The 23302-nt window shown below is 40.6% G+C and carries 25 protein-coding genes and 1 pseudogene; 11 read left to right on the forward strand and 15 right to left on the reverse strand.

The window, feature by feature from the left end; genetic code table 11:
* Nucleotides 1-2 precede the first annotated feature (2 nt).
* The 6 genes and pseudogenes from U9670_RS03160 to U9670_RS03185 all read right to left on the reverse strand — a co-directional run bounded on the left by U9670_RS03160 (nucleotide 3) and on the right by U9670_RS03185 (nucleotide 4004).
* Nucleotides 3-782: a glycosyltransferase family 25 protein gene (locus tag U9670_RS03160; protein ID WP_323841349.1), complete on the reverse strand. Its 780-nt coding sequence runs from the start codon at nucleotides 780-782 to the stop codon at nucleotides 3-5.
* Nucleotides 779-1561, reverse strand: a complete 783-nt coding sequence (locus tag U9670_RS03165) for a glycosyltransferase family 25 protein (RefSeq protein WP_323841350.1) — start codon at nucleotides 1559-1561, stop codon at nucleotides 779-781. Before U9670_RS03165 ends, U9670_RS03160 begins: the two co-directional genes overlap by 4 nt.
* A gap of 3 nt (nucleotides 1562-1564) precedes the next feature.
* Entirely contained in the window at nucleotides 1565-2353 is a 789-nt protein-coding gene (locus tag U9670_RS03170; protein WP_323841351.1) for a glycosyltransferase family 32 protein, read from the reverse strand.
* Nucleotides 2354-2363: 10 nt separating this feature from the next.
* The gene (locus U9670_RS03175; RefSeq protein WP_323841352.1) at nucleotides 2364-2690 is read right to left on the reverse strand and encodes a glycosyltransferase family 25 protein; all 327 of its coding nucleotides are present in this window, start codon (nucleotides 2688-2690) and stop codon (nucleotides 2364-2366) included.
* Between the two features lie 17 nt (nucleotides 2691-2707).
* Nucleotides 2708-3421, reverse strand: a pseudogene (locus U9670_RS03180) (glycosyltransferase family 2 protein); the annotation flags it as partial.
* A gap of 118 nt (nucleotides 3422-3539) precedes the next feature.
* Entirely contained in the window at nucleotides 3540-4004 is a 465-nt protein-coding gene (locus tag U9670_RS03185) for an Lrp/AsnC family transcriptional regulator (protein ID WP_323841353.1), read from the reverse strand.
* Between the two features lie 206 nt (nucleotides 4005-4210).
* On the opposite strand from U9670_RS03185, the gene leuA reads away from it, so the two are divergent.
* Entirely contained in the window at nucleotides 4211-5941 is a 1731-nt protein-coding gene (leuA, locus tag U9670_RS03190; RefSeq protein WP_323841354.1) for a 2-isopropylmalate synthase, read from the forward strand.
* Nucleotides 5942-6087: 146 nt separating this feature from the next.
* Here leuA and U9670_RS03195 read toward each other — a convergent pair whose 3' ends face one another.
* Both U9670_RS03195 and ruvC read right to left on the reverse strand, forming a co-directional pair.
* The gene (locus U9670_RS03195) at nucleotides 6088-6744 is read right to left on the reverse strand and encodes a TerD family protein (RefSeq protein ID WP_323841355.1); all 657 of its coding nucleotides are present in this window, start codon (nucleotides 6742-6744) and stop codon (nucleotides 6088-6090) included.
* A gap of 169 nt (nucleotides 6745-6913) precedes the next feature.
* The gene (gene ruvC / locus U9670_RS03200) at nucleotides 6914-7498 is read right to left on the reverse strand and encodes a crossover junction endodeoxyribonuclease RuvC (protein WP_323841356.1); all 585 of its coding nucleotides are present in this window, start codon (nucleotides 7496-7498) and stop codon (nucleotides 6914-6916) included.
* A gap of 241 nt (nucleotides 7499-7739) precedes the next feature.
* Between ruvC and U9670_RS03205 the strand changes: the two genes are divergently transcribed.
* On the forward strand, nucleotides 7740-8348 hold the full coding sequence (locus U9670_RS03205) for an FxsA family protein (RefSeq protein ID WP_323841357.1): 609 nt from the start codon (nucleotides 7740-7742) through the stop codon (nucleotides 8346-8348).
* 133 nt (nucleotides 8349-8481) lie between these two features.
* Here the strand turns inward: U9670_RS03205 and U9670_RS03210 are convergent, their stop codons facing one another.
* Nucleotides 8482-9426 carry a LysR substrate-binding domain-containing protein gene (locus U9670_RS03210; RefSeq protein ID WP_323841358.1) on the reverse strand — a complete coding sequence of 315 codons (945 nt, stop codon included), beginning with the start codon at nucleotides 9424-9426 and terminating at the stop codon, nucleotides 8482-8484.
* A gap of 286 nt (nucleotides 9427-9712) precedes the next feature.
* Between U9670_RS03210 and U9670_RS03215 the strand changes: the two genes are divergently transcribed.
* The 9 genes from U9670_RS03215 to sodA all read left to right on the forward strand — a co-directional run bounded on the left by U9670_RS03215 (nucleotide 9713) and on the right by sodA (nucleotide 18445).
* On the forward strand, nucleotides 9713-11542 hold the full coding sequence (locus U9670_RS03215; RefSeq protein ID WP_323841359.1) for an AmpG family muropeptide MFS transporter: 1830 nt from the start codon (nucleotides 9713-9715) through the stop codon (nucleotides 11540-11542).
* A gap of 18 nt (nucleotides 11543-11560) precedes the next feature.
* The gene (prmC, locus tag U9670_RS03220) at nucleotides 11561-12382 is read left to right on the forward strand and encodes a peptide chain release factor N(5)-glutamine methyltransferase (protein ID WP_323841360.1); all 822 of its coding nucleotides are present in this window, start codon (nucleotides 11561-11563) and stop codon (nucleotides 12380-12382) included.
* Entirely contained in the window at nucleotides 12372-13166 is a 795-nt protein-coding gene (locus U9670_RS03225) for a HesA/MoeB/ThiF family protein (RefSeq protein WP_323842628.1), read from the forward strand. Before prmC ends, U9670_RS03225 begins: the two co-directional genes overlap by 11 nt.
* A 24-nt stretch (nucleotides 13167-13190) precedes the next feature.
* Nucleotides 13191-14483 (forward strand): ABC1 kinase family protein, encoded by a 1293-nt coding sequence (locus tag U9670_RS03230; protein ID WP_323841362.1) that lies wholly within the window; start codon nucleotides 13191-13193, stop codon nucleotides 14481-14483.
* Between the two features lie 159 nt (nucleotides 14484-14642).
* Nucleotides 14643-15254, forward strand: a complete 612-nt coding sequence (locus tag U9670_RS03235; protein ID WP_323841590.1) for a 6-pyruvoyl trahydropterin synthase family protein — start codon at nucleotides 14643-14645, stop codon at nucleotides 15252-15254.
* A gap of 63 nt (nucleotides 15255-15317) precedes the next feature.
* Nucleotides 15318-15749: a tRNA (adenosine(37)-N6)-threonylcarbamoyltransferase complex ATPase subunit type 1 TsaE gene (tsaE, locus tag U9670_RS03240; protein WP_323841363.1), complete on the forward strand. Its 432-nt coding sequence runs from the start codon at nucleotides 15318-15320 to the stop codon at nucleotides 15747-15749.
* Nucleotides 15742-16824 carry a tRNA (adenosine(37)-N6)-dimethylallyltransferase MiaA gene (miaA, locus tag U9670_RS03245; protein ID WP_416381470.1) on the forward strand — a complete coding sequence of 361 codons (1083 nt, stop codon included), beginning with the start codon at nucleotides 15742-15744 and terminating at the stop codon, nucleotides 16822-16824. Before tsaE ends, miaA begins: the two co-directional genes overlap by 8 nt.
* Before the next feature lie 73 nt (nucleotides 16825-16897).
* The gene (gene hfq / locus U9670_RS03250) at nucleotides 16898-17524 is read left to right on the forward strand and encodes an RNA chaperone Hfq (protein WP_323841364.1); all 627 of its coding nucleotides are present in this window, start codon (nucleotides 16898-16900) and stop codon (nucleotides 17522-17524) included.
* 306 nt (nucleotides 17525-17830) lie between these two features.
* Nucleotides 17831-18445: a superoxide dismutase [Mn] gene (gene sodA / locus U9670_RS03255; protein ID WP_323841365.1), complete on the forward strand. Its 615-nt coding sequence runs from the start codon at nucleotides 17831-17833 to the stop codon at nucleotides 18443-18445.
* Between the two features lie 112 nt (nucleotides 18446-18557).
* On the opposite strand, the gene U9670_RS03260 is transcribed toward sodA, so the two are convergent.
* The 6 genes from U9670_RS03260 to U9670_RS03285 form a co-directional block, all read right to left on the reverse strand.
* Entirely contained in the window at nucleotides 18558-19052 is a 495-nt protein-coding gene (locus U9670_RS03260) for a c-type cytochrome (protein WP_323841366.1), read from the reverse strand.
* Nucleotides 19052-20971 (reverse strand): FAD-dependent 5-carboxymethylaminomethyl-2-thiouridine(34) oxidoreductase MnmC1, encoded by a 1920-nt coding sequence (gene mnmC1, locus U9670_RS03265; protein WP_323841367.1) that lies wholly within the window; start codon nucleotides 20969-20971, stop codon nucleotides 19052-19054. The genes U9670_RS03260 and mnmC1 overlap by 1 nt, the downstream gene beginning before the upstream one ends.
* A gap of 20 nt (nucleotides 20972-20991) precedes the next feature.
* On the reverse strand, nucleotides 20992-21444 hold the full coding sequence (locus U9670_RS03270; RefSeq protein ID WP_323841368.1) for a hypothetical protein: 453 nt from the start codon (nucleotides 21442-21444) through the stop codon (nucleotides 20992-20994).
* 71 nt (nucleotides 21445-21515) lie between these two features.
* The gene (locus U9670_RS03275) at nucleotides 21516-21818 is read right to left on the reverse strand and encodes a YciI family protein (RefSeq protein ID WP_323841369.1); all 303 of its coding nucleotides are present in this window, start codon (nucleotides 21816-21818) and stop codon (nucleotides 21516-21518) included.
* Nucleotides 21819-21870: 52 nt separating this feature from the next.
* On the reverse strand, nucleotides 21871-22491 hold the full coding sequence (locus tag U9670_RS03280) for an inner membrane-spanning protein YciB (protein WP_323841370.1): 621 nt from the start codon (nucleotides 22489-22491) through the stop codon (nucleotides 21871-21873).
* Nucleotides 22492-22622: 131 nt separating this feature from the next.
* The gene (locus tag U9670_RS03285) at nucleotides 22623-23153 is read right to left on the reverse strand and encodes an inorganic diphosphatase (RefSeq protein WP_323841371.1); all 531 of its coding nucleotides are present in this window, start codon (nucleotides 23151-23153) and stop codon (nucleotides 22623-22625) included.
* Nucleotides 23154-23302 lie beyond the last annotated feature (149 nt).

Genomic DNA, 23302 nt, shown 5'->3' on the forward strand with positions numbered 1-23302 from the left:
ATTTATCTCTTAAAAATTAATCTCATTTTGGTGAAAAATATATAATCGTAAATCTGTTTTAATAATCTCTGAAATTCTCGTACAATTTTTTTATGCAAGGGAGGGCTGGCTTTATTATTTTTGATGCTATCTCTCCATTCCAAAGATGATAAAAATTTTTGATTGTCTGGATATAAAATACAATCTTGAATGCACAACACTGGGTTAATTTGGTAAATGGGTGCAATATTTTCTTCTAGGACGGTTTTGAATAAGAATTGATCAATATGACCAATGTTATTTAAGGATAAAAAATGGTGATATAATTGCTGAGCGATGGTTTTGGATAGGATGTAACCACCTGTGGCAAGATGAACAGAATTTAATAAAGAAATCGTATGATTTTCTTGTAATGGCGTTGGGTTTTTTAATAATGCTTTTTCAATGGTTTTTTCTATTTTGATAAATCCCCAATCATTTTTAATCCAATCACTATGATTTAAAAATAAATGAGCGTCTTTGCTCAAATAAATATCATCTTCAAAAATGGCAATATAATCCATATTTTCATCAATTGCCTTTTTCCATAAAGAGATATGGCTCAATAAACACGCCAATTCATTATTACTTAATAGTTGATTCTTATTTAAATCAATCTTTAAAGATTGAGCTGTTTCAACGAGCTGATTTGGTGTAACCGCATCAAAAAACTCAAAATCAATGCCTTGTTTACCAAATTCTTGGCAAATGTGCGTGCGTCTGTCATTGGCAGTGGTTAAACTGATCACATAATTTTTCATCATCTAAACTCCACCATCTGTTTTGAATCTTTATCTTGATTGATTTGTTTAAACACTCGCCCAAACTCTCGCTTCACTTTTTGCAACAGGGTGCGTTTTTGTTTTTCGCTGTCCATTCTGGCTCGGCGTTCGGCATTGATGTCGCTTACCAAAGCGGTGTTTGGATCAAGCCTATCACTCTGGATGCATAGTGCTGGGCTAAGCTGAACGATGGCGATTGATTGATTCTCAATCATTTGAGCAAACATAAAATGATCGATGGCAATGATGTCATCGGCAGAGATGTTTTTAAGAATTTTTAATAAATGATCGGCTGTATTTTTGTGAATGATATAGCCTGCCGTGCCAAGATTGGCGCTTAATAAAGGATAAATCTCTCTACCGTGATGGCTTGCGATCGCCTTGCCCAGATGTAGTTTTGGATAAAAATGCTCAATCTTAACCAAGCCAAACGTACCGCTTAGCCAGTCGGAACGATTTAAAAACAGATGGGCATTTTCGCCCAAATGCACATCATCTTCAAAGATGGCAAGCCACTCTATGTCATCATCAAGTATTTTTTGCCACAGTGAAAGATGGCTTAAAAAACAGCCTTTTTCGCCATTGGCAAGGTGGTGGGTTTGTTTGATATTATCAAATCCCAAACGGTCGCATACCGCATCAATGTCGGCAAAACTAACCGCATTAAAAAACTCAAAATCAATGCCTTGTTTACCAAATTCTTGGCAAATGTGCGTGCGTCTGTCATGGGCGGTAGCTAGGCTGATGACGATATTTTTCATGATTCATACCTGATTATTCAGCATTTTTGCCAAAATGCAATCTGGAGAGATTTCATCCAAATTTAGATGTCTGATGGTTTCATTGTAAAGATGCACACAAACACTTTGATTGGTGATGGTGTCCTTGATGTTGATATTTGAGTCTAACAGTTTGCCTGTTTCGTGATGCTGAATGGGGTATAGGACATCTACGGGCTGCACCAGATGGTTGAGTTGTAGTTTATTGACATAGTGCGTGACGGCACTCGGACCTGTTACTCCCCAGCCCATCTTTCCTAAGGTGTTAGCATGACCAAATAGGCGTTTGATTTTTAGTCTAAGCTTATCATAGCCTGAATACCATTCGGGGGTAAAATAAGGCTGGCTGGTCAGATGAATCAAGATGTCAAGTAACTCGCTATCTTGGGGCAGGGCAAGAACGGCATTGCTGATGATACTGGGGTTTTCGTAGCCCAGCAGATAGCCATGCTCTGGGAGTGTCATGGGTTTTAGGCAGTACACATCGCAATCCACATAAATGCCATTACTGATTTGTTTTAGCATATTATAGCGAAAAACATCGGAAAACGGTGCATAGCTACCACGTTTATGATGTCGAAAAATCTGAGATTCGCCCATGATGGCATTGGCGTCATGCACCACCACGCCATCAGGCAAGTCAGCGATGTCATCATAAGCGTACAGGTTGACTTGGTGTCCGTGCTTTAAAAAGGAAGTTAGGCAAGCTGATGAAATTTTCCCTAGACTGCCGCCAATCCATAGGGCATTAATGCTTGGTAATTGCTCATTCATGATGAATTTCCTATAAAAATTTATCCCTATTTACTAGGATTTCTCTTTTTTCTCCCAGTAGAAGTGCTTTGATGGTTTTGATGCCAAGTTTTATTTGGGTGAAAATGCGGTTTTTCTTAAAGCCAAGCTTGTGCCTAAGCGTGGGTTGAAAGTCGATGGTGTTTTTGATGGCACCGATGATTGAGTGCGGCATATTTGTAAGATAAAACTCTTTGGAGATGTCGGCGACGGACACGGCAGGCAAGCGTTCAAATGACAGATTGAGTCTGGCAAATTGTTTGTTCTGTAAAGCAAGTCTGTCTGTGGATTGGTCCAAATTGATGATATAAATTTTCATTTTGCTCGACCTTTTTGCCAAAGTAGCAAGTATTTATTAAAAGTGTATTGACAAAAAATTAACGAATAAACGAAACCGTGCTTGCCTTGCAAAAAACGCCCATCAAACACATACTGACGCAAAAACTGCCAAAGCGGATTGGCGATGATGGCAAATAGGCTGGTTTTTTTGCCTTTTTGGTGTTTTTCGTTCGCCCAAGTTTTGGCATAGCTTAGACGTTTTTGTAGTAAGAATTCTAAGTCTGGGGCGGTGTGATGATGTAAAAATCCTGATAGTACTTGGGTTTTGGCATTGGTGATATCAAGCGATTCATGCACAAGCAAATCATTAAAACCAAATTTTTTGGGAAACAGTCGCCAGTATGGTTTAACGCCCCAATAAGGATTATCAATTTGCTTACCTACAATAAAATCAAGTCGTTTGATACCATATACCGTATCATTTGGGAGATTTTTGATGACCGCTAGAATGCTTTGTTTTAGCTCATCGGTAATCTCTTCATCAGCGTCTAATGCCAATATCCACTCGCCTGTGGCGTAGGATTGGGCAAGCTGGCGTTGTTTACCAAAGCCTTGCCAGTCGGTATTGACGTGCCATTTTGCCCTGTATTGTTCGGCAATTTCACGGCTGTTGTCGGTGCTACCGCTGTCCAAAATGATAATCTCGTCCGCCAAACCGTCTAGGGCAGGCAGGCTAATTGCCAAATTTTTGGCTTCATTTTTGACAATCATGACGACCGATAGGGGGTATTGATTTTGCATGGGTAAGCACTGAAGATAAATTCTGGATATTATACTCATTAATTGGCATAATTTTAAGTGGTTAATGATATATTTTTTCATTAACGTTTTAGATGGCAACCCGATTAAAAACCTCCCGCAACTCAAAACTGGTATGAAGCTGACTGACCCCGTCAATTTTGCTGAGTCTATGAAGCAAAAACTCTTCATAATGGCTCATATCACGCACCACGACCTTTAACAGATAATCTTCCGACCGCCCTGTAACAAGGCTACAGGAGACCACTTCATCAAAGGTTTTGATGTGATTTTCAAATTCGCCAAAGCGTTCGGCGGTGTGTTTATCCATGCTGACCGCCACAAAGACGGATAGTGTGTTACCCAGTGAGCGTGCGGACGTGTGGGCGTGATAGCCTGTGATGACGCCCATGTCTTCAAGCCGTTTAATCCTGCGAATGACAGGCGTGGCGGAGAGATTGACCTGCTCTGAGATGTCGGCAATGGCAAGGCGAGCGTTGTCCGTGAGTAGTTTTAGGATTTTATGGTCAGTGAGGTCTAGGTTAATGGCACTCATTATGGAAATCCATCAAAATTTGGCGGATTTTACCATAAATTTATCATTTTTTGGTAAATATGGCTAAAATCTGCCAAAAATTTTTGTAAAATTGGTAAAAATTATTGCAAAATTTTGGTATGATAATATCATCTCAAAAACCTTTATTATAGGATGTGTAGGGTCGAATTATATTCGCCCAAACTTTACCATTAAGTGAGCTTATCATGCCAACACCCAAAATCACCCCAAGAAATCCCGCTTTTGATTTTACCAAATACCGCCCCTTTGAATTTGCTCCACATCTGCCTGACCGCACTTGGTGCGATAAGCGTATTGAAAAAGCCCCTATCTGGGCGAGTGTGGATTTGCGAGATGGTAACCAAGCTTTAATTGATCCTATGACCATTGAGCAAAAATTAAAGTTTTTTAAGCTTCTTGTGGCGGTAGGTTTTAAGGAAATTGAGATCGGCTTTCCATCTGCCGCCCAAGTGGAATTTGATTTTACACGCCTTTTGATTGAGGGCGGTCATGTGCCTGATGATGTTACTTTGCAAGTGTTGGTTCAGGCACGAGAGCATTTGATTGAGCGTACTTTTGAGGCTCTAGAAGGGGCAAAAAAAGCAATTGTTCATGTTTATAATTCCACCTCTAAAGTTCAGCGAGATAAAGTTTATCAACTTGATAAAGAGGGCATTAAAGCCATTGCGATCAATGGTGCAACTTTGCTTAAAGAGGTCTCCAAGCGTTATCCTAAGACAGAATGGACTTTTCAGTACAGTCCAGAGAGCTTTTCTCAGACCGAGACTGATTTTGCTGTAGAGGTATGTCAGGCGGTGTGTGATGTTTGGCAACCTGAAAATGGGCAAAAAGTGATTTTGAACTTGCCAGCCACTGTGGAAGCAAGCACGCCCAACTTATATGCTGACCAAATTGAATATTTTTGTCGTCATTTGCCAAGTAGAAAAGATGTGATTATTAGCTTGCATACGCATAATGACCGTGGCTGTGGTGTGGCAGCAAGTGAGCTGGGCGTCATGGCAGGGGCAGACCGTGTAGAAGGTACGCTTTTGGGGAACGGTGAGCGTACGGGCAACATGGATATCTTGACAATGGCGATGAATCTTTATACACAAGGTATTGACCCTGAGCTTGATTTGTCGCAGGTGAGTGAAATTGTACAAGTAGCGACTGAGTGCACTAATTTGCCTGTGCACCCACGCCATGCTTATGTAGGTGAGCTTGTATTTACTGCATTTTCTGGTTCGCATCAAGATGCGATTAAAAAATCTTTGGATTACAATGAGAGTCACCCAGAAACAGAAAAGCATTGGGATGTGGCGTATTTGCCAATAGACCCTGTGCATATTGGGCGTAGTTATCAAGATGTGGTGCGTATTAATAGTCAGTCTGGCAAAGGTGGGGTGGCATATATTTTACAAAGGCATTTTGGCTTTAATCTACCACGCTGGACACAGATTGACTTTGCCAAAGTGGTGCAAAATGAAGCGGAGCGTTTGGCTCGTGAGCTTAAAAATGAAGAGTTGTTGGATATTTTTACCAATACATTTTTAAATCAAGAAACCTTTAAATTGAGTGATTATCAGATCAATAACAAAGGGGGTGGGGTAACCTTTAATGGTCAAGTTGCCACACCTAGTGAAGTGTTGGAAATTGTCGGTCAGGGCAATGGTGCATTATCAGCATTCATTGATGGTCTTGTTAAGGTAATAGGAAAAGACATTCATGTAACCAACTATTCTGAACACGCCATTAATACTAAAGATACGCCCAATGTGCTAGATGATGAGCTTGGCAATAACCAGACCAATTCGGCAGCAGTATCGTATGTTCAGCTTAATATTGCTGGCAAAGTTTACTCAGGCATTGGTGTTTGTAACAGCACGGTATCCTCTATGCTAAAAGGCGTGTTATCAGCTTTGTCGCAGGCGTGTTAAAGCGTCCACCTTGTTTAGACATTAATTTTAGATATTAATAAAAGATGAAAGCAATGCAGTCATGATGACTGCATTGCTAACAATAAATCAATCAGCTTCAGCGATTTTTTGTATCTTTTATGTATTTTGGCGTTTTGATGAATAGATTACCAGCGAGTCTGTGCGGATAAAAACTCCGATGTTTGCGTTAAAAGATTTTCCATGCTGTCGTGCCCAATGGCTTTGAGTGGGGCACGAACCGACCAATCATCATCGTTGCGTTTGATGTGCCAAGCGATGACGGCGTGTGTATCTTTATCTAAAGATGCCAACTCAAATTCGTGTATGAGTGCCCCTTCATTATCTCTAAGTATGCCCAAGCCTTTATTGGCCAAGGTTAAAGATTGTTTATGATAACTACCAATGACAATAAAGATGTGATGAACATCGTCATGGATTTTGTTTAAGTGCAGATGAATTTGCTCTTGATTGATGAATTTATCGTCAAAATTTATGGCACCTATCAGTGCATCACCACCATGACGCACACCATCATTGTCGCTACGAATATTGCCATAATACACCTTGTCAATAATGTTGCCTGTCTGCCCAAGCAACACACAACCTACATCAATATCCATAACGATGGGTTCTTTGCTGATTTTTGGTAGGTAGGACAGCCACTTTGCCAATCCTTTTTTTGGCAATCTGGTGTCTTCAAAACGCACAGCAGGGACCAAAATGTGACCCATAACCCCAAGCTCGCTTAGGGTTTTTGGCTCAAAAAATGTTTTTAATGGTTTATCAATCGCTGACTGACTCATGAAAAATTCCTTAAAAATTTTTGCCATTGTAGCAAACTTTTATCAAAAAATCTTAATAATTCTCAGTAATAAAACGGCCAGTAAAGCACTTCATACAATCTGTTACATAAAAAACAAAAAGACCATAATCCTAATGTCTGTGCCAAAAAAAGCATTGATGATAGGTTGTTTAACGCAATTTTAACAAGTCTTCTTCTGACAGTCGCCAGCGTCCTTTTTTCTTGGAGGTACTACGACTTGCTAAGGCGGTATTACCCAATAGTTTGTGCATAGAATGACTAGAATGCGCATGGCAAATTGCACACGCAAGCCCATCTGCTGCGTCTGTTTGTGGGGTTATGTCAAGTGATAGAATACGACACACCATCGCTGAGACCTGTTCTTTATCAGCTGCACCATAGCCACAGACAGCTTGTTTGATTTGGCGGGCGGTATATTCAGAGACGCTAAGGTTTAGTGCGGTCAAGGCAGCAATAGCAGCCCCTCGTGCTTGTCCAAGTTTTAAAGCAGAGTCTGGATTATTTGCCATGAATACTTGTTCAACAGCCGCATGCATGGGCGTATTGCTGTATTTTTGATGGTGCTTGATAATGCGTGATATGCCAGCAAAAATCTGTGCAATGCGTTGTGGCATATCCGCACTGTCGGTACGAATTGTCCCTGCATCTAAAAAAGTAAGTTTGTCTGCGGTGGTGCTGATGATGCCGTAGCCTGTCATGCGTGAGCCAGGGTCTATGCCGATGATGAGTGTCATGATTGCTTATTTTAAGATGTATTTTAGTGATATGTTAATAAATAATCATTAAGTATTAAATTGGTGATGTTTTAGGTGTTGTAATCAATGCACAAATCATTCCATCAAATAGTTCCATATTATTAGGAAAAATCTGATCAAGACTTGAAAATCTTGCCAAATGCCTAAAATATCTGATAGTATAGCGTATTTTTGAGTATTTTAGAAATTTTATTGATTCATTAACTTACAAGGAAAATCTATGGGTGCGGTTGTTGGCATTGCTTTAGTTTGGTTCATCATCGAGATGCTGATTTGGTATCTGGTGGCACAATTTATGAGTGGTTGGTGGGTGTTTTTTTGGTTCATCATTGCGGCGGTATTGGGTTTGATGCTGATTAAAAAAGCCGCCAGCACGCTCAACCCAATGGCACAGCAACTAAAACAAATGCAAAGTGGCGTTATTCCAAATCCTGCCAATCAGCCTGCCGAGACGACGGTTGCTGGGTCTGTGGCGACGGGCATTGCGGGAATTTTATTCTTGTTGCCAGGTCTGCTTTCTGATGTTGGTGCGTTGATTTTGTTGTTGCCATTTGTGCAAAATAAGTTGACTGCTGCTGCAAAAAATTATGCCTTAAAAAACCAAGATAAAGTACTGCAAATGATGTCTCGTCAAATGGGTGGTCAAAGTCCGTTTGGTATGGGCGGTACTGTCAATCCTAATAATCCATTTGGGCAGGGTAATCCGTTTGGCCAAGGTGGTGGTTTTGGCAGTTTTGGCAAAAATGGTTTTGGTGGCACAACTGTCGATGGCGAAGCCAAAACCGTACAAAAAGAGGCCAAACGCCTAAAATCTGCTAACGATGAATGAAAATTATGATTAAATTCAAAAAATCCACCTTTTTTTGGGTGGATTTTTTGTGGCATGATGCTAAGCGAGTATCTTTTTAATGCTTTTAATCATTTCAATCGTTTTTTTAATCGGCTAAAATGTGGGGGTTGATTCATAAAGTGTCAAACTGTCCTTGGCACAGCTTGATGAATTCATGCCCAAATTTACGAATCTCACTGTCATCACGCACCGCAATCCAGCTGGTAAATCGGCCAAAATGCGTCATTGGAATGGCGACTAGGTCTGGATAATGCTTGGGTTCGTATGCCATTTCAGCGATAATACCAATGCCCAAACCTGATGATACATAAGTGCTGATCACATCTGAGTCAAGTGCTGCAAGTACAATGTCAGGCTTAAGTCCTGCTTTGGCAAAGACATCATCAATTGCACCACGCCCTGTGAAGCCACCATGATAGGTAACAATTGGATAGCTTGCCAAAGTTGGTAGGTCCACAGCATCAGTGATGCCTGAGAGTTCAGCAAGTTCATGATTTTTTGGTATGATGACGACATGAGACCAATCGTAATAGCGATGACAGCGTAATACATCATTATTTAATAGCGACTCGGTGGCAATACCAATGTCTGCTTGACCACGAATCACCATCTGTGCGATGGTCTCTGGGTCAGCTTGTTGCAACACAAGATTGACTTTGGGGAATTTTTCACGAAATGCTTTGACGATGCTGGGCAAAACATATCTTGCTTGGGTGTGTGTGGTGGCGACTGTGAGTGTCCCTGCGGCAGAGTTATTAAAATCAAGGCTTAGATTTTCAATTGTGCGAATCTCTGCAAAAATTGCTTCAATATGCGGTAGTAGTGCCTTGCCAATTGGTGTCAGTCCTGTTAGACGCTTGCCTTGACGGGTAAAAACATCGGCTTTTAGTTGATTTTCTAAAGCAGCGATTTGCTTGGATAGGCTCGATTGACTGGTGTGCAGTAGGGTGGCGGCTTGGCTGAGATTATAACCATTAACCACTGTATGCCATACGGTTTCAAGTTGTTTGAGCTGGATTTGTAAGTGTCGTTGATTGATGACGATATCTATTGCCATAAAAATGTCCAAAATATGCGTGAGTAAAAATAATTAGATTTATAGATAATATTCAAAAATAAGGGTTAAAAATCGCAATCATGCTAGATTGACCTATTATAAAAGCGACTTTAAAAAATGAAACCAGCAAAGTAATCAAAAGTATATTCTAAATTTGCATATTGTTTTTTTACACATTATACCGAACTTGTCATTAATTGATGATGAAAAGTTGCAAATTTCTTTGCAAATAGATTAAATTTGTTCTAATATTGTGTACTTATTTCGTTTTGTCGTTTAGATTATTATGATTGATGCAACACGCAACTCATCTTGGGCGGTTTTTAAAGAAGCTTATCTGACTAAAAATGCTCTAATCATGCTCATGCTCGGCTTTTCAGCAGGATTGCCGTATTTTTTGGTGTTTTCTACGCTTGGCATTTGGCTTAGAGAAGCTCAGATTGACAAAAGTACGGTAACCATGTTTGCTTGGGCGGGGCTTGCATATTCTTTTAAGTTTTTATGGTCGCCTTTGGTAGATGGGCTGTCTATTCCATTTTTGAAAAATTATTTGGGCAAACGACGCAGTTGGTTGGTACTGATGCAGTGCTGTGTCATCACGGCGATTGTATTGATGGCATTTACAAGCCCTGTGGCAAGTCAGATGAATTCTTTGGAAATGATGGCATTGTTTGCTGTGTTGCTTGCATTTTCTTCGGCATCTCAGGATATTGTGATTGATGCGTATCGTATTGAGATTGTACCAAAGTCAATGCAGACAGCATTTTCAGCATTATATGTGTTTGGCTATCGCTTAGGATTGATCATCTCAGGTGCAGGAGCGTTATATCTGGCGACTTATTTTGGCTCGTCAGAAGAATTGTATCAATATGATGCGTGGAAAAATACTTATTTGGTCATGGCTCTTGTGATGGGCGTAGGCGTGATGGCAACACTGACTGCCAGCGAGCCAAATAGTGAGATTTTGACACCAAAAAAACAATCGCTGAATGATAAGGTCATGGGTATTTATGCCGCTCTTGCACTCATTCCGATGGCACTGTATGGCATTTGGTATTTGCTGAATCAAATCTCGGTGCGTATTTTTGAGATGGCAAATAGCCCCTTTGTCATTTCTGATACAGTGGCAAACACTGCCAGCTGGTATGGTGTAGCCATGCTCATTCCCGCACCAATCATCTTGATTTTTCTTCTTTTAAACCAGCCAAAAATCAAGATGATTGCTCTAAATACCAATGATGATACGCTAAACAGCCGACAATATGGTAAAGATAGCCTGCGTTTGGTGTTGATGTTTATTTTGTCAATGCTTGGTTTTATTTTTGCATTTCGTGCGATTGGCGATGTGATGATTGCTGATGCCAAGCATTCAAATCTGGTTGGATTTTTGCTTGAAAGCGTGCGATTTGTTGGTAGTTCGGTGATGGCAATCGTGGTGGCGACGGCACTGATTAAATTGGGTGTGGTTAAAAAAGAAATTGCTGTGCGGTATTGGGCTGAGCCGATTTTAGATTTTTTTAGAACCTATGGCAAAAAAGCCGCCTTAATTCTTGCTCTGATCGGCGTGTATCGCATTTCAGACATTGTTGCAGGCAACATCGCTAATATATTTTATCAGGATTTGGGGTTTACTAAGGTGCAAATCGCTGACGCCAGTAAATTGGTCGGTTTGACGATGAGTATTTTGGGTGGATTTTTGGGCGGGTTCATCGCTCAAAAAATGCGAATCATCGCCGCCATGATGATTGGTGCTATTTTGGCGGCAGCAACCAATTTACTGTTCATTTTGTTGTTTAATAATCCGACTGCAGGTATGCTGTATGTGGCGGTGGTTTTTGATAATTTGGCAGGTGGCTTGGCAAGTGCGGTGTTTGTGGCATTTTTATCGGTACTGACATCAATTCGTTTTACAGCGGTTCAATATGCTTTATTTTCATCTCTTATGACCTTATCGCCAAAGATTTTAGGCGGTTATTCTGGCAGTATTGTTGAGGCGACAAGCTACCCAACTTTCTTTTTGATCACTTGTGTCATGGGTGTTCCTGTGCTATTTTTGGTGTATTTGGTGGGTAGATATATTGACTTGGGCGATGGCAAATTTAGTGTAAAAAACTGAACAAATTGGAATGAAATTTTGACCGTTTTTGAGATAAAAGATACATATAGAAATGGTATTTTGCCACGCCATTGGTGGCAGGCTTGGTTGTGTTTTGTGCTTGGTAAGCCGACCAGTTTTTTGATTACTGATGATGATTATGTGCTGACAGAAGCAGAGTTGTCATGCTTTGATGATGGCATTGCTAAGATGCTAAGTGGTGTGCCACTTGCGTATTTGATGGGTGAGCAGGAGTTTTTTGGGCGTATATTTAAGGTTAATGAACATACGCTGATTCCAAGACCTGATACAGAACGGCTTATTGAAGAGGTGTTGGGCTGGGCTGGGTCTCATGACTTACAAATGGGCAAGTTGCTGGACTTGGGTACAGGGACGGGTTGTATTGCCATCACGCTTGCCAAGGCATTACCAAATTGTCAAATAACAGCGCTAGACATTTCGCCAGATGCGTTGTTGGTTGCGATAGAAAATGCTAAAAATTTATCTGTGGATAATTGTACTTTTTTGCAGTCAAATTGGTATGAAAATGTTCATGAAAAATTTGACATCATTGTTGCCAATCCACCTTATATTGCCAAAGATGATGAGCATTTGACGGCTTTGATGGCAGAGCCAATGACTGCATTGGTGGCAGAAGATGATGGTTTGATGGATATTAAGCACATCATCAGTGGTGCAAGAGAGCATCTTAATGCTGGTGGATTGCTTGCCATCGAGCATGGCTACGACCAAGGAAGAAAGGTCTGGGCGATTTTTGATGAGTATGGCTATCAGTCGTTGCGATCGGTGCAAGATTACGGTGGTAATGACAGGCTGACTATGGGGGTATATGGTGGCTAATTCGTTTACTGATGAAGAGTTGTTACGCTATTCTCGGCAAATTTTATTAGATGACTGGGACATGAACGCACAGTTAAATTTAAAAAATAGTACTGTGTTGATGGTGGGTATCGGTGGTCTTGGCTGTCCCATCTGTCAAATACTGGTGCGTGCTGGCGTGGGGCGGCTACATTTGGTAGATTTTGATGTGGTAGATGAAAGCAACTTGCAACGCCAAATGCTTTTTACCAGCCTTGATGTTGGCCTATCCAAGGCCAAAACCGCCTGTGAAAAACTGCGTACACATAATGAGCTGGTGCAGGTTGATTATACCGACACCAAGCTGACCCATGATAATATTATGGACTTTATGACAAAAATTTCCCCCAGTCTTGTGATTGACTGTACTGATAATTTTGCTATTCGGGATTTGTTGAACAAATCATGCCGTGCGATGAATGTGCCGTTGTTGTCTAATTCTGCAATTGGTGAAGTGGGGCAGATTGCCTTATTCACAAGTGATACTGGCTGTTATCAATGTTTGTTTGGTGTTGATATGGGTGATGAGACGACTTGTGCTACATCTGGCGTGCTGGGCAGTACTGTGGCCGTGATTGGTTCAATGACAACTCAAGTCGCTTTAGATTTTTTAGGTAGGCATCATAACCCAATTGCAAATGAACTTGTGCTTTGGCAAGGGAGGACGATGACTTTGCGTAAGGTAAAATTTAGTAAAGATGAAAATTGTGCCATTTGCCAATTTACGCCAAAAACAATGCCTGATGAAACAATGTCTGATGAATAATACATGAATAACAAAAGTAAAAAAATGAAAACTGCATTCAAAAAATCGCCATTAGTTATGGTCAAGTCGTCCATTGATACAGGGGTTAATGTACTTAAACGCATTCAAAAAACTGCTGGTGTGGCAGGGTTGTCCGCACTCAGGGTTGCCATGGGCGAAAAAATGGACGCACAGCTATTAAAAGAATCTTTTGAGCAAATGGGGGTTACTTATATTAAGCTTGGGCAGTTCATTGCCAGTACGCCGTCTATTTTTCCAAGGGAGTATGTGCTGGCATTTCAAGATTGCCTAGATGCAACCACGCCCATACCATTCACAAAAATATTGTCGGTGCTGCGTGAAGAGCTTGGGCGTGAGCGTGACTTGGGCGATATCTTTGAGCATATTGATCCTAAGCCACTGGCATCGGCAAGCATTGCACAAGTGCATCGGGCGGTACTCATCGGTGGCCGTCAGGTGGCCTTGAAAGTACAAAAACCCAATGTTGCTACGGTCATTCATACGGATTTGAGTGTATTGCACCGTGGATTTTGGCTGGCAGAGAAACTTGTGCCATCAATCAGGGCGGCCAATCTTGCACCAATTTTGGACGAGATTCGTTCAAGAATGCTGATGGAAACCGACTTTGTCGCTGAGAGTCGCCATATTGAAAAGTTTTTAAATTTTTTAAAACAAATGGGCAATACTCAGGTTACCGCGCCTACCGTACATCATGAGCTGACAACCAAGCGGGTTTTGACAATGGATCTACTGCTGGGTAAGTCTTTGGTTGATGAGACTTTGGAGATTGCCAAAGATGATGAAAAATCACGCCAGGTGATGAGTGATGTGTTAGATACTTGGTTTTCATCTCTTATGGCGACAGGCGAATTCCATGCGGATTTGCATGCGGGCAATCTGATGATGCTAGATGATGGGCGGATTGCATTTTTGGATTTTGGCTTAGTGGGAAAGATTGAGCCAAAAAGTTTGCAGGCGTGTTTTGTGTTAGTACAAAGCCTGCAAACCAACGATTATCAAGGTATGGCAAGAGCAATGGTAGAAATTGGTATGACGCATGAGCGGGTGGATATTGATGGACTTGGTAAAGATTTGCATCGAATGCTTGGTCAGATTGGCAAAGATAATCGGCCAGAGAGCTTGAATGCGATGATGCTTGAACTGACTGAGATTGGTAAGCGACATGGCATTCATTTTCCTAGAGATTTTGCATTGCTTTTAAAGCAACTGCTGTACTTTGACCGCTTTATGGTAACCCTTGCTCCAGAAATGCAATTGTTGGAAGGTGGTAGACTAAAGATGGTGGGTGGTGAATAAGACTGACTCAATATGGCCAAGCATGATGAGCGGTAAGAAAAACTAAGTGATTGTTATTGTAGATGTTTTTCTTGTTTGGCAGATATTTTTTATTGTTAATAAAGAAATGTGCTATAATAAAAAGTTATCTTGTCTTTATTCATAATATTTATCATCAATATGCGAATCCGAAAACTCTTTAAATTTGAGAATGCACACATTGTCCGCAACTGCTCATCTGACCGCTGTAAGTACTCTATCCATGGGCATAGCTACCAAGTAGAGTTGATATTGCAGGCCAACGCTCTTGATAATGGGCACATGGTCTATGATTTTGGATTATTAAAAGGTCATATTAAAGACATTATCGATGGCTTTGACCATGCCATTACTTTGTGGGCAAAAGATGATCCTGAATATGTTCGTGTGTGCAAAGAGTTTTCATCTCGTTGGGTTGTACTGCCTGTCTCTCCATCTGCTGAGCAATTTAGCCGTGTCATATTTTTTTGGGTGAGTGAAATCTTAAAGCAAACTCAGATGAATAATGGCGAGCAGGGTGTATCTGTCTATTCAGTCATTGTTCACGAAACCGCCACAGGCTATGCTCAGTGTTTTTATGAAGATGTGGTTAATCCACAGATGGGTCTGTTGGCTCTTGATGATTTTGAATTTAGTGATGATGTCAAAAAAGAGTGGGGAGATCCTTTGCTATTTGATAAGCTAAAAAGCGGTGAAATATTTACCAACCCAAAAGTTCAATTGCAGGTTATAGATGTTAAGTTGCATGATTAAATAAAAATCTGAGACGATGTAGACAAATCATCAACCTTTAAAAAAATATCACTCAAATTTAAAATGACACAACAATTTATTTTAGCCTCCGAAGCTGACACCGCCCAACTTGCCCAAAAAATTGCAAGCCTTAATCCTATGGGGAGTATTTGGCTATCGGGTGATTTGGGTGCAGGTAAGACCACATTTACTCGTTATCTACTGCAAGCACTTGGACACCAAGGGGTAGTAAAAAGTCCGACCTTTACTCTTGTTGAGTCGTATTTACTGGGCGATAAGCCAATTTATCACTGTGATTTATATCGCCTGCTTGACCCAGAAGAGCTTGAATTGATGGGTTTTTTTGAGTATTTTGATGAGCCAAATTCGCTACTGATTATAGAATGGGCCAGTCGTGCCCAAGCCATTTTGCCAAAGCCTGATGTCTTGATTGATATTAAAAAACTGGACAATGAGAATAGGTTGGTGATCATACAAGGAATAAACCTTGAATAATCTGAATGATTTAATCAAAACTTTGAATCTTGAAAACTTAAATTACAAAAATTTACCCAAAAATTCTGTTGTTTGCCTCATTGCTCCAACCGCCAGTGGAAAAACGGATTTGGCATTCAAGCTGTATGAGACAGGGCGATTTGAGTTGATTTCTGTAGATAGTGCTTTGATTTATCGTGGTATGAATGTCGGTACGGCAAAGCCTACACCAGCAGAATTATCAAGGTTTCCGCATCATTTGGTGGATATCATTGCACCAACTGACACTTATAATGTGGCAACTTTTGTTGCTGATGTTGAGATTTTAATCAACCAGATTCACCAAAACAATAAAATCCCCCTACTTGTTGGGGGTACAATGATGTACTACATGGCACTTTTAGATGGCTTATCGGCCGTGCCTGATACCCAGCCTGCCACTCGTCAAAAAGTGATGGCTTGGCTAAATGATGAGGGTATTGGTGATTTATATGCCTATTTGCAAACTCACGACCCAGACATTTGTGAACGCTTAAAAATAAGTGATACTCAAAGAATCACAAGAGCGGTAGAGGTGTATTTGCAGACAGGTACGCCAATGAGCGTTTGGCAAGCCACACCCAAAATTGCCCCTTGTCACGACCTTAGCCAATTGTGGTTGACGCTGTCGGTAGAGCCAGACAGAGCTTGGTTGCATGAGCGGATTGAAAAACGCCTTGATGTCATGTGGGAGAATGGTTTGGTTGAGGAGGTGGTCGCCTTGCTAGAACAATATCCGACCCTCACACCTGATATGCCTTCTATGCGGTGTGTGGGTTATCGGCAGGTGCTAGAATTTTTAGCGATAAAAGAGCATGAGGTCATGCAAATCTCGCCAGCTTGGCAAAGCTTTTCTAAAAACTTACAAAAAGAACCATCAAATACAATCCAAATGGCTTGTCAAGATATGAAAAATAAGGCATTATATGCAACAAGACAGTTAGCAAAGCGTCAATCAACTTGGCAGCGTAGCCTTGCTCGTCTTAATGATGTACATCGCTCATCTTTCATTGCATCATTTTCTAGCATACAAGAAGTAGAAAAACAGTTATTATAAAAAAGCATCTATGTTGATGCGTTAATTTTTTTTAAACTGTAATCTTTCATCAGTTTATTTTTGGAGAATTTTTATGTCAAAAGGGCAAAGTCTACAAGACCCATTTTTAAATGCACTACGCAAAGACCGTATTCCTGTATCTATTTTTTTGGTCAATGGCATCAAGCTACAAGGGCAGATTGAATCATTTGACCAATATGTTGTACTGCTTAAGAATACTGTGAGCCAAATGGTGTATAAGCATGCGATTTCTACGGTTGTGCCAACTCGTAATCCACGCACAGATGGCACACCCACATCTGGAGCATCTACAGGTTATCCAAACACGCCCATTGGTGTGATGTCTTCTGGTGGCTATCAAGCTGGTGGTATGTCTGGCGTTACCAATGCTGGCTTTGACCGTTCTGGCAATTTTGGTAGTCGCCCTTTGGGTGGATTTACACGCACACCACCCAATGACAATTTGAATGTTCGTGGTGGTTTTGAGCGTGGTGGTTATCCTCAGGGGAATGCTAACCAAGGCTTTGAGCATCATACAAACACAGGCTTTGAAAGAGGCTTTGATCGCTCGGCATTTGAGGAGCGTGGTTTTGATGGCAAAAACTTTGAAAAAAAAGAGAGTCGTGGTATTAGCGGTGGTTTTGACGAGAAGGTATTTGATAATAAATTTGTCAATCGTGATGGGTTTGATAACCAATAATCTTAACCGATCATCACGCCAATCCCTAAAAAACCTTGATGATTCAATATACCAATCATGCCAAAAGTTAGATGTCTAAACCTAATAATCTGGTTTTTGGAGCATGATTCATGAATTTAATGGCTGTTTATTTCTTATTTCATCGTTTTTTTGGTTTTAAATTTTTTTTTATTTTTACTTATTTGTTTTTTACTTGATTTTACCCAGTAAAGGCCTTATATTAACTAAAGTAGCCACAAGCTACTATTTGTACTAGTACGCACTATATAACTCATTTATTTAAAAAATCAAAAGGAAAATACCATCATGGCATTTACATTACCAGAATTAGGCTACGCCTATGACGCACTAGAACCGCATTTTGATAAACAAACCATGGAAATCCACCACAGCAAGCACCATCAGGCTTATGTGAATAACGCTAATGCTGCACTTGAGGGCACTCAATGGTCAGATAAATCAGCCGAAGAAGTGATTGCTGATCTTGATAAAATCCCAGCTGACAAACAAACTGCTGTGCGTAACAATGCAGGTGGTCATGCTAACCATAGCCTATTTTGGACAATTTTAAAAACTGGCACACAATTGGGTGGCTCACTAAAAGACGCCATCGTGCGTGATTTTGGTTCGGTAGAGGCATTCCAAGAGCAGTTTGAAAAAGCAGCACAAACTCGCTTTGGTTCTGGTTGGGCATGGCTTGTAAAACAAGGTGATAAACTTGCTGTTGTTTCTACTGCCAATCAAGACAGTCCGTTAATGGGTAAGGCCATTGCAGGCTGTGAGGGTACACCCATCATCGGTCTTGATGTGTGGGAGCATGCCTACTATCTAAAATACCAAAACAAACGCCCAGACTACATCAAAGCATTTTGGTCAGTAGTAAACTGGGATGAGGCGCAAAAACGCTTTGACGCTGCTTGATTTTATATTAAGAGTTTAGCGTGAATTTTTTAGATTTTAATGTTAAAAATCTAAAATTGTTTGTAAAACACTCAAAACTTCATGGTTTTGGGTGTTTTTTTATTGTTGTGGTTTAAAAAATTGATGGCTTTTTATAGGTTTTATGACAGCTTTTGCAGCTTGCTTTGACTTGCTTAATTTCATCTTTGATGTCATTGATAGAAGTGGTGTGCTGACTGGCTTGGTGCAGGCGTTCAAAAACTTCATCAAATTGATTGGTGGCTTGCTTAAAATCAGTGGGGTTTTGTTGGATCAGTCTATTTACTCGGTTGGCTCGTTCATTTGGTGGGTTATCATTGATATGACCATTGAAATAATGCCACATTTGAGCCTTGCTTTCATTAATGAGTGTGGTTTGTGCGGTCAGCTGTTTTGCATCAAAAGATTCTGGGTGTTTTGCCATGTTTTTGATGATGTCGTATGAATTGCCCCATTGATGCATTAAATCCTGTCGTGCTTTAATGCTGTCTTTGCTGGGCTGTGGTGCGGTATTGTTATTTGGCTGATGACAAGCCATCAAAATGCCAGTGGTAGAAATGATAAAAACAAAGTGCGGTATAAAATTCATCAAATTTCATTATCCATCAAGGGTGTGCTAAGCCGTGAGCGTTGTGGGCTAATTTTATGAAGTAATTCGCCACTGATGGGCAAAATTTCATCACAAATCATGCCAGCTAAAATTTCTCCACATAATGGTGCAAAAGTAAAGCCTTTAGATCCCATGCCGTATATGGTGTAAATATGTGTATCAATTTTTCCAACAATAGGGTGGTAGTCGGGTGTTTGTGCTCGAATGCCAGCTCGTCCTTTTAGGGCGTTTGTTGATAAGTTAAGTTTTTTGGTAATGTGTGGCAAGCTGTGTGTTAATTTACTGATATTAAATTTGTGTTCGTCTACGGTGATGTTGGTGTTGGTGCAGTTGCGTACAAAGCTGGCACCGATCAGAAATTGTTTTGTGTCGCCTTCATCAAACTTGGCACAATAGCCATCATACTTAATGGGGTGATTTGGTAGACTGTTAAAAGTATCGTCATCAACCGACAGCCATGAGACCTGCCCACGGATTTTGCGTGGATTAAATAGATTGTCATGCAACATATGACTTTGATGGCCTGATGAAATGATGGCCTTATCTGCCATGAGTTTGTCGTTATCGCCTAATAATATAATGCCATCATCATTGTGTACGATTGATTGCACAGCAAATTTTTGCCATGAAATCAATGGATGGCAAAGTATGGCCTCTGCCAGCTTTTTTGGGTTAATCAAGCCTGCTTGTGGGACAAATGCGTGAATGGTTTGGTTGGGATAAATTGGTTTGATTTCATGAATCAGCTGGTTGGGGTAGGGTGCGATGAGTGTGTTTAATTTGTCATAGCTTTTTTGTGTGGGAAGTAAAAAATCCACCACACCAAATGGTGCGTACACATCGGCCAGTTGATTAAGTTTGTGATACAGCCGTGTTGCGTATAAAAACGACACGGTTGATAGATGGTGTGCTGCTTGTTCAATAAGTGATAATTTAGGGGCGAACATGGCCCTAGGGTTGCCTGATGCACCCGATGGCGGTGTGTTTTTGTCAAGCAAAGTTACCTTTATGCCTCGTTGTGCTAAGGCATATGCACTACACAGCCCTGATACACCTGCACCAATGATGGCAATGTGTGCTAGATTGTTGTTCTTAACATCATCACGGCTGCATATGGTTTGTGCCAACATTTGACCTGTGAGCATTTCACGCTTGTGTCCAAATCCTTTTTTCTTAGCCATGACAAAACCTGCCACCTGCAAGCCACGCCGCACAAACCCTGCTGAAGTGAAAGTGGCCAGTGTGGCATGATCTGCTGACAATTTTTTGATTGTATCAAATAACTCATCTGACCACAGCTCGCTATTTTTACTGGGGGCAAAACCATCTAAAAACCAAGCGTTAACTTTTGGGGTGGGGTTGGGATTTATACTGCGACTTTGATGAATAATCTGAAAACTGGTCAATGCATCACCAAACCACAAATCAAGTACCACATCATTACGCACATAAAGTCGATGACAGCCCTCTAATGGTAGTGGGTACTGATCAATTAGGGCGTTGATGAATTGAGTGATGTCATCGCCATCTTGATTTCGCCAAGAGTCTAATGCTTTTTGTAGGTCGGATTGTTTTAGGGGGAATTTTTCGGTACTGATAAAATGTAAGCGTGCGGTTTTATTAAGCTTGCCTTGTGTTTTTAGATGATTCCAAAACTTACACAAAGCAAGAAAATTTAGCCCTGTGCCAAAGCCAGTTTCTGCCACAACAAAGACTTCGTTGTCATGGAGTTTTGTTAATCGGCTGGGTAAATCATTGCCTTCAATAAAGACATAATGACTTTCATTGAGTCCACCTGCGTGTGAAAAATACACATCATCAAATGTGTCAGAGGTCGGAACGGTGTTACCAAGTTGGTCGGTTTGCCAGTTGATGATGGCGGTTTGAAGTTGGCTCATAATGGGGTGTTTTGATGATTCTACCAGCGACTGCGTTGTCCACGCATGGAGATGAATGTACCAGCCAGCATGCACAAACCAATCGTTATCAGCACTGTCATTGCACCGTACAAATATAGCTGTCCGCTACGCTCATGGGTTAGGACATTGACCTGTGTTGTTAAGTCATTGACACGGCGTTCCAGTTCAGCATTTTTGATGAGTAATTCAGCATTAGCATGAGACAGACTGCCATCATTGGGGGCGGCAATTTCTTCAATGCTTGGTATGCCTACATCTTGTAACTTGGAGGTGTTGGTAGCATTTTGGTTGCTAAGATTTTCCTGTGATACATTTTGTGTTTCTTGTGTTTCTTGTGTTTCTTGTGTTTCTTGTGTTTCTTGTGTTTCTTGTGTTTCTTGTGTTTCTTGTGTTTCTTGAGTTTTTGTGTCCTGAACAGTCATCTTGTCAGTGTCGGTTGGCTGTACAGTCATAGTAGGGGCTGACCAAGCTGGTATGGTAAAAAATGAGCATATTAGTAATAAAAAAAAGGCGAATCTTTGCATCATGAGTCCATTTTTGGCAAGGCTTGAATGAAGGGCTTAATGTCTACATGGCTATACACGCCACCATGTAGGTAGGGCTCGTCATTCACCCATGCCTGCGCTTGTGCCAAATCGTCAAAATGTGCGATGATCAGACTGCCACTCATTGTAGGTTCGTTGTGTGCAATTGGTGTTGGCCCTGCAATGACAAGACGATTTTGGGCGTGTAGAGCATTCAGACGCTCAATGTGTGCAGGGCGAATCTCGGTGCGTTTTGAGGTGCTGTCGGCGACATCGTGTCCAATGATGGCAAATAAAGGCATGATTTTCTCCTTGAGCTGTGATTATAAAATGAACAGGGTGTAAAACTTGATTTTATTTCTTTGCTTCGTCTAGGCGAATGTTTTTTCTGAGTGCGTAAAACATACCCATCATAAAAATTATCATCACAATCATATCACCAAAAGCGGTAAATTCACCCCAATATTTTCCGTTCATCAATACAAAAGCGAAAAAGGCGTGCAAACTTGCCATCAGTCCAAAAAAACCTACCCATGACCAATGTAATTTTTGCCAGCCACTTGCTGATAATTCAAAAACAGGTGAGAAAAATTTTTGAATGGCAGACTCTTTATTCTTTAAAAATAGTGGTGATGATGCCAAACCAACAGCAAAACCTAGGTTAATTAACACAGCTTTTAGACGAATATAAAAATCATCTCGTAATGCTAAGGTCAGTCCACCAAAAATAATCGTCATCAATAGTACAAAAATTTGCTGTTTTTCTAGGCGAAATCTTTGATTGATGAACAAAAACCCATACACCATGAGTGTTGCAAGACTGAGCCCCAAGGTTGCAACGATGATGTGGTTATTCGTTGTTGCACCAGTTAGACCAAAAAGGTCAAGCAATGGGTGATTGGGATTGGTTTCATCTGTGGTTTTGTACAGATAAAAAAAGACAATCAGTGGAATATAGTCAAGTATGGCTTTCATGAATTGGCAGACAATAAAAAACACATAGTTTAAAATAAAATGAATAAAAATAAAACCAAAATTTTTAAAATGACCATCAAAAACAAAAAAATAGCCCAATTTTGAGCTATTTTTTATGATGGATCAAAAAGTTATTTCTCATTCCAGCGTTTTTGGCTTTCAATAATGACCGCTTTTGCTTCATCAACATCAAAAAATCCCTCAACCTTAGTGGTGCCAGCTTTTTTCAAATCTTTATAATGGTTGAAATGAAATTCTAGCTGTTTGATGAATTGTTTTGGTAGGTCTGCCAATGAGTGATAGGTATTGCCATTATTACGATCATCTGCTGGCACAACGATGATTTTATCGTCCACTTCACCATCGTCTACAAACTTCATGACACCAATAACTCTGGCTTTTAAGAAAATGCCAGTAGTCAAAGGCTGTTCGGTTAGAATTAGGGCGTCTAGCTCATCACCGTCTTCGTCTAGAGTTTGGGGGATAAAGCCATAGTTGCAGGGTTTGGCAAAAGCAATTGGTTCAACACGGTCAAGCTCAAAGCATGCCAATTTACGATTCCACTCAATTTTATGGTTTGAGCCTGCTGGTATTTCCACAACAACATTGATGATACCGCCATCTACATCGCCTGCGTCCAAAATTTGGTTAAAATCTGCCATAATGTGCTCCAATTTAAGTAGACTGCTTGTAAAATCGGTCGTCTTGTTTGTGGTAAGCGTGTTGTACCATAAAAAGCTGGCTCTTTGATGAGATACAAACAGACGGCTTTTGGTTTTTTTTATGATTTTACAAGAGCTTTGGTGAATGA

The sequence above is a fragment of the Moraxella tarda genome (genome assembly GCF_035181405.1).
Taxonomy (GTDB): Bacteria; Pseudomonadota; Gammaproteobacteria; order Pseudomonadales; family Moraxellaceae; genus Moraxella.

What these genes read in the sequence shown, in the direction of transcription:
- U9670_RS03160 (WP_323841349.1), bottom strand. Translation starts at nt 782, where the DNA reads ATGATGAAAAATTATGTGATCAGTTTAACCACTGCCAATGACAGACGC.
- U9670_RS03165 (WP_323841350.1), bottom strand. Translation starts at nt 1,561, where the DNA reads ATGAAAAATATCGTCATCAGCCTAGCTACCGCCCATGACAGACGCACG.
- U9670_RS03170 (WP_323841351.1), bottom strand. Translation starts at nt 2,353, where the DNA reads ATGAATGAGCAATTACCAAGCATTAATGCCCTATGGATTGGCGGCAGT.
- U9670_RS03175 (WP_323841352.1), bottom strand. Translation starts at nt 2,690, where the DNA reads ATGAAAATTTATATCATCAATTTGGACCAATCCACAGACAGACTTGCT.
- U9670_RS03185 (WP_323841353.1), bottom strand. Translation starts at nt 4,004, where the DNA reads ATGAGTGCCATTAACCTAGACCTCACTGACCATAAAATCCTAAAACTA.
- leuA (WP_323841354.1), top strand. Translation starts at nt 4,211, where the DNA reads ATGCCAACACCCAAAATCACCCCAAGAAATCCCGCTTTTGATTTTACC.
- U9670_RS03195 (WP_323841355.1), bottom strand. Translation starts at nt 6,744, where the DNA reads ATGAGTCAGTCAGCGATTGATAAACCATTAAAAACATTTTTTGAGCCA.
- ruvC (WP_323841356.1), bottom strand. Translation starts at nt 7,498, where the DNA reads ATGACACTCATCATCGGCATAGACCCTGGCTCACGCATGACAGGCTAC.
- U9670_RS03205 (WP_323841357.1), top strand. Translation starts at nt 7,740, where the DNA reads ATGGGTGCGGTTGTTGGCATTGCTTTAGTTTGGTTCATCATCGAGATG.
- U9670_RS03210 (WP_323841358.1), bottom strand. Translation starts at nt 9,426, where the DNA reads ATGGCAATAGATATCGTCATCAATCAACGACACTTACAAATCCAGCTC.
- U9670_RS03215 (WP_323841359.1), top strand. Translation starts at nt 9,713, where the DNA reads ATGATTGATGCAACACGCAACTCATCTTGGGCGGTTTTTAAAGAAGCT.
- U9670_RS03225 (WP_323842628.1), top strand. Translation starts at nt 12,372, where the DNA reads ATGGTGGCTAATTCGTTTACTGATGAAGAGTTGTTACGCTATTCTCGG.
- U9670_RS03230 (WP_323841362.1), top strand. Translation starts at nt 13,191, where the DNA reads ATGAAAACTGCATTCAAAAAATCGCCATTAGTTATGGTCAAGTCGTCC.
- U9670_RS03235 (WP_323841590.1), top strand. Translation starts at nt 14,643, where the DNA reads ATGCGAATCCGAAAACTCTTTAAATTTGAGAATGCACACATTGTCCGC.
- tsaE (WP_323841363.1), top strand. Translation starts at nt 15,318, where the DNA reads ATGACACAACAATTTATTTTAGCCTCCGAAGCTGACACCGCCCAACTT.
- hfq (WP_323841364.1), top strand. Translation starts at nt 16,898, where the DNA reads ATGTCAAAAGGGCAAAGTCTACAAGACCCATTTTTAAATGCACTACGC.
- sodA (WP_323841365.1), top strand. Translation starts at nt 17,831, where the DNA reads ATGGCATTTACATTACCAGAATTAGGCTACGCCTATGACGCACTAGAA.
- U9670_RS03260 (WP_323841366.1), bottom strand. Translation starts at nt 19,052, where the DNA reads ATGAATTTTATACCGCACTTTGTTTTTATCATTTCTACCACTGGCATT.
- mnmC1 (WP_323841367.1), bottom strand. Translation starts at nt 20,971, where the DNA reads ATGAGCCAACTTCAAACCGCCATCATCAACTGGCAAACCGACCAACTT.
- U9670_RS03270 (WP_323841368.1), bottom strand. Translation starts at nt 21,444, where the DNA reads ATGACTGTACAGCCAACCGACACTGACAAGATGACTGTTCAGGACACA.
- U9670_RS03275 (WP_323841369.1), bottom strand. Translation starts at nt 21,818, where the DNA reads ATGCCTTTATTTGCCATCATTGGACACGATGTCGCCGACAGCACCTCA.
- U9670_RS03280 (WP_323841370.1), bottom strand. Translation starts at nt 22,491, where the DNA reads ATGAAAGCCATACTTGACTATATTCCACTGATTGTCTTTTTTTATCTG.
- U9670_RS03285 (WP_323841371.1), bottom strand. Translation starts at nt 23,153, where the DNA reads ATGGCAGATTTTAACCAAATTTTGGACGCAGGCGATGTAGATGGCGGT.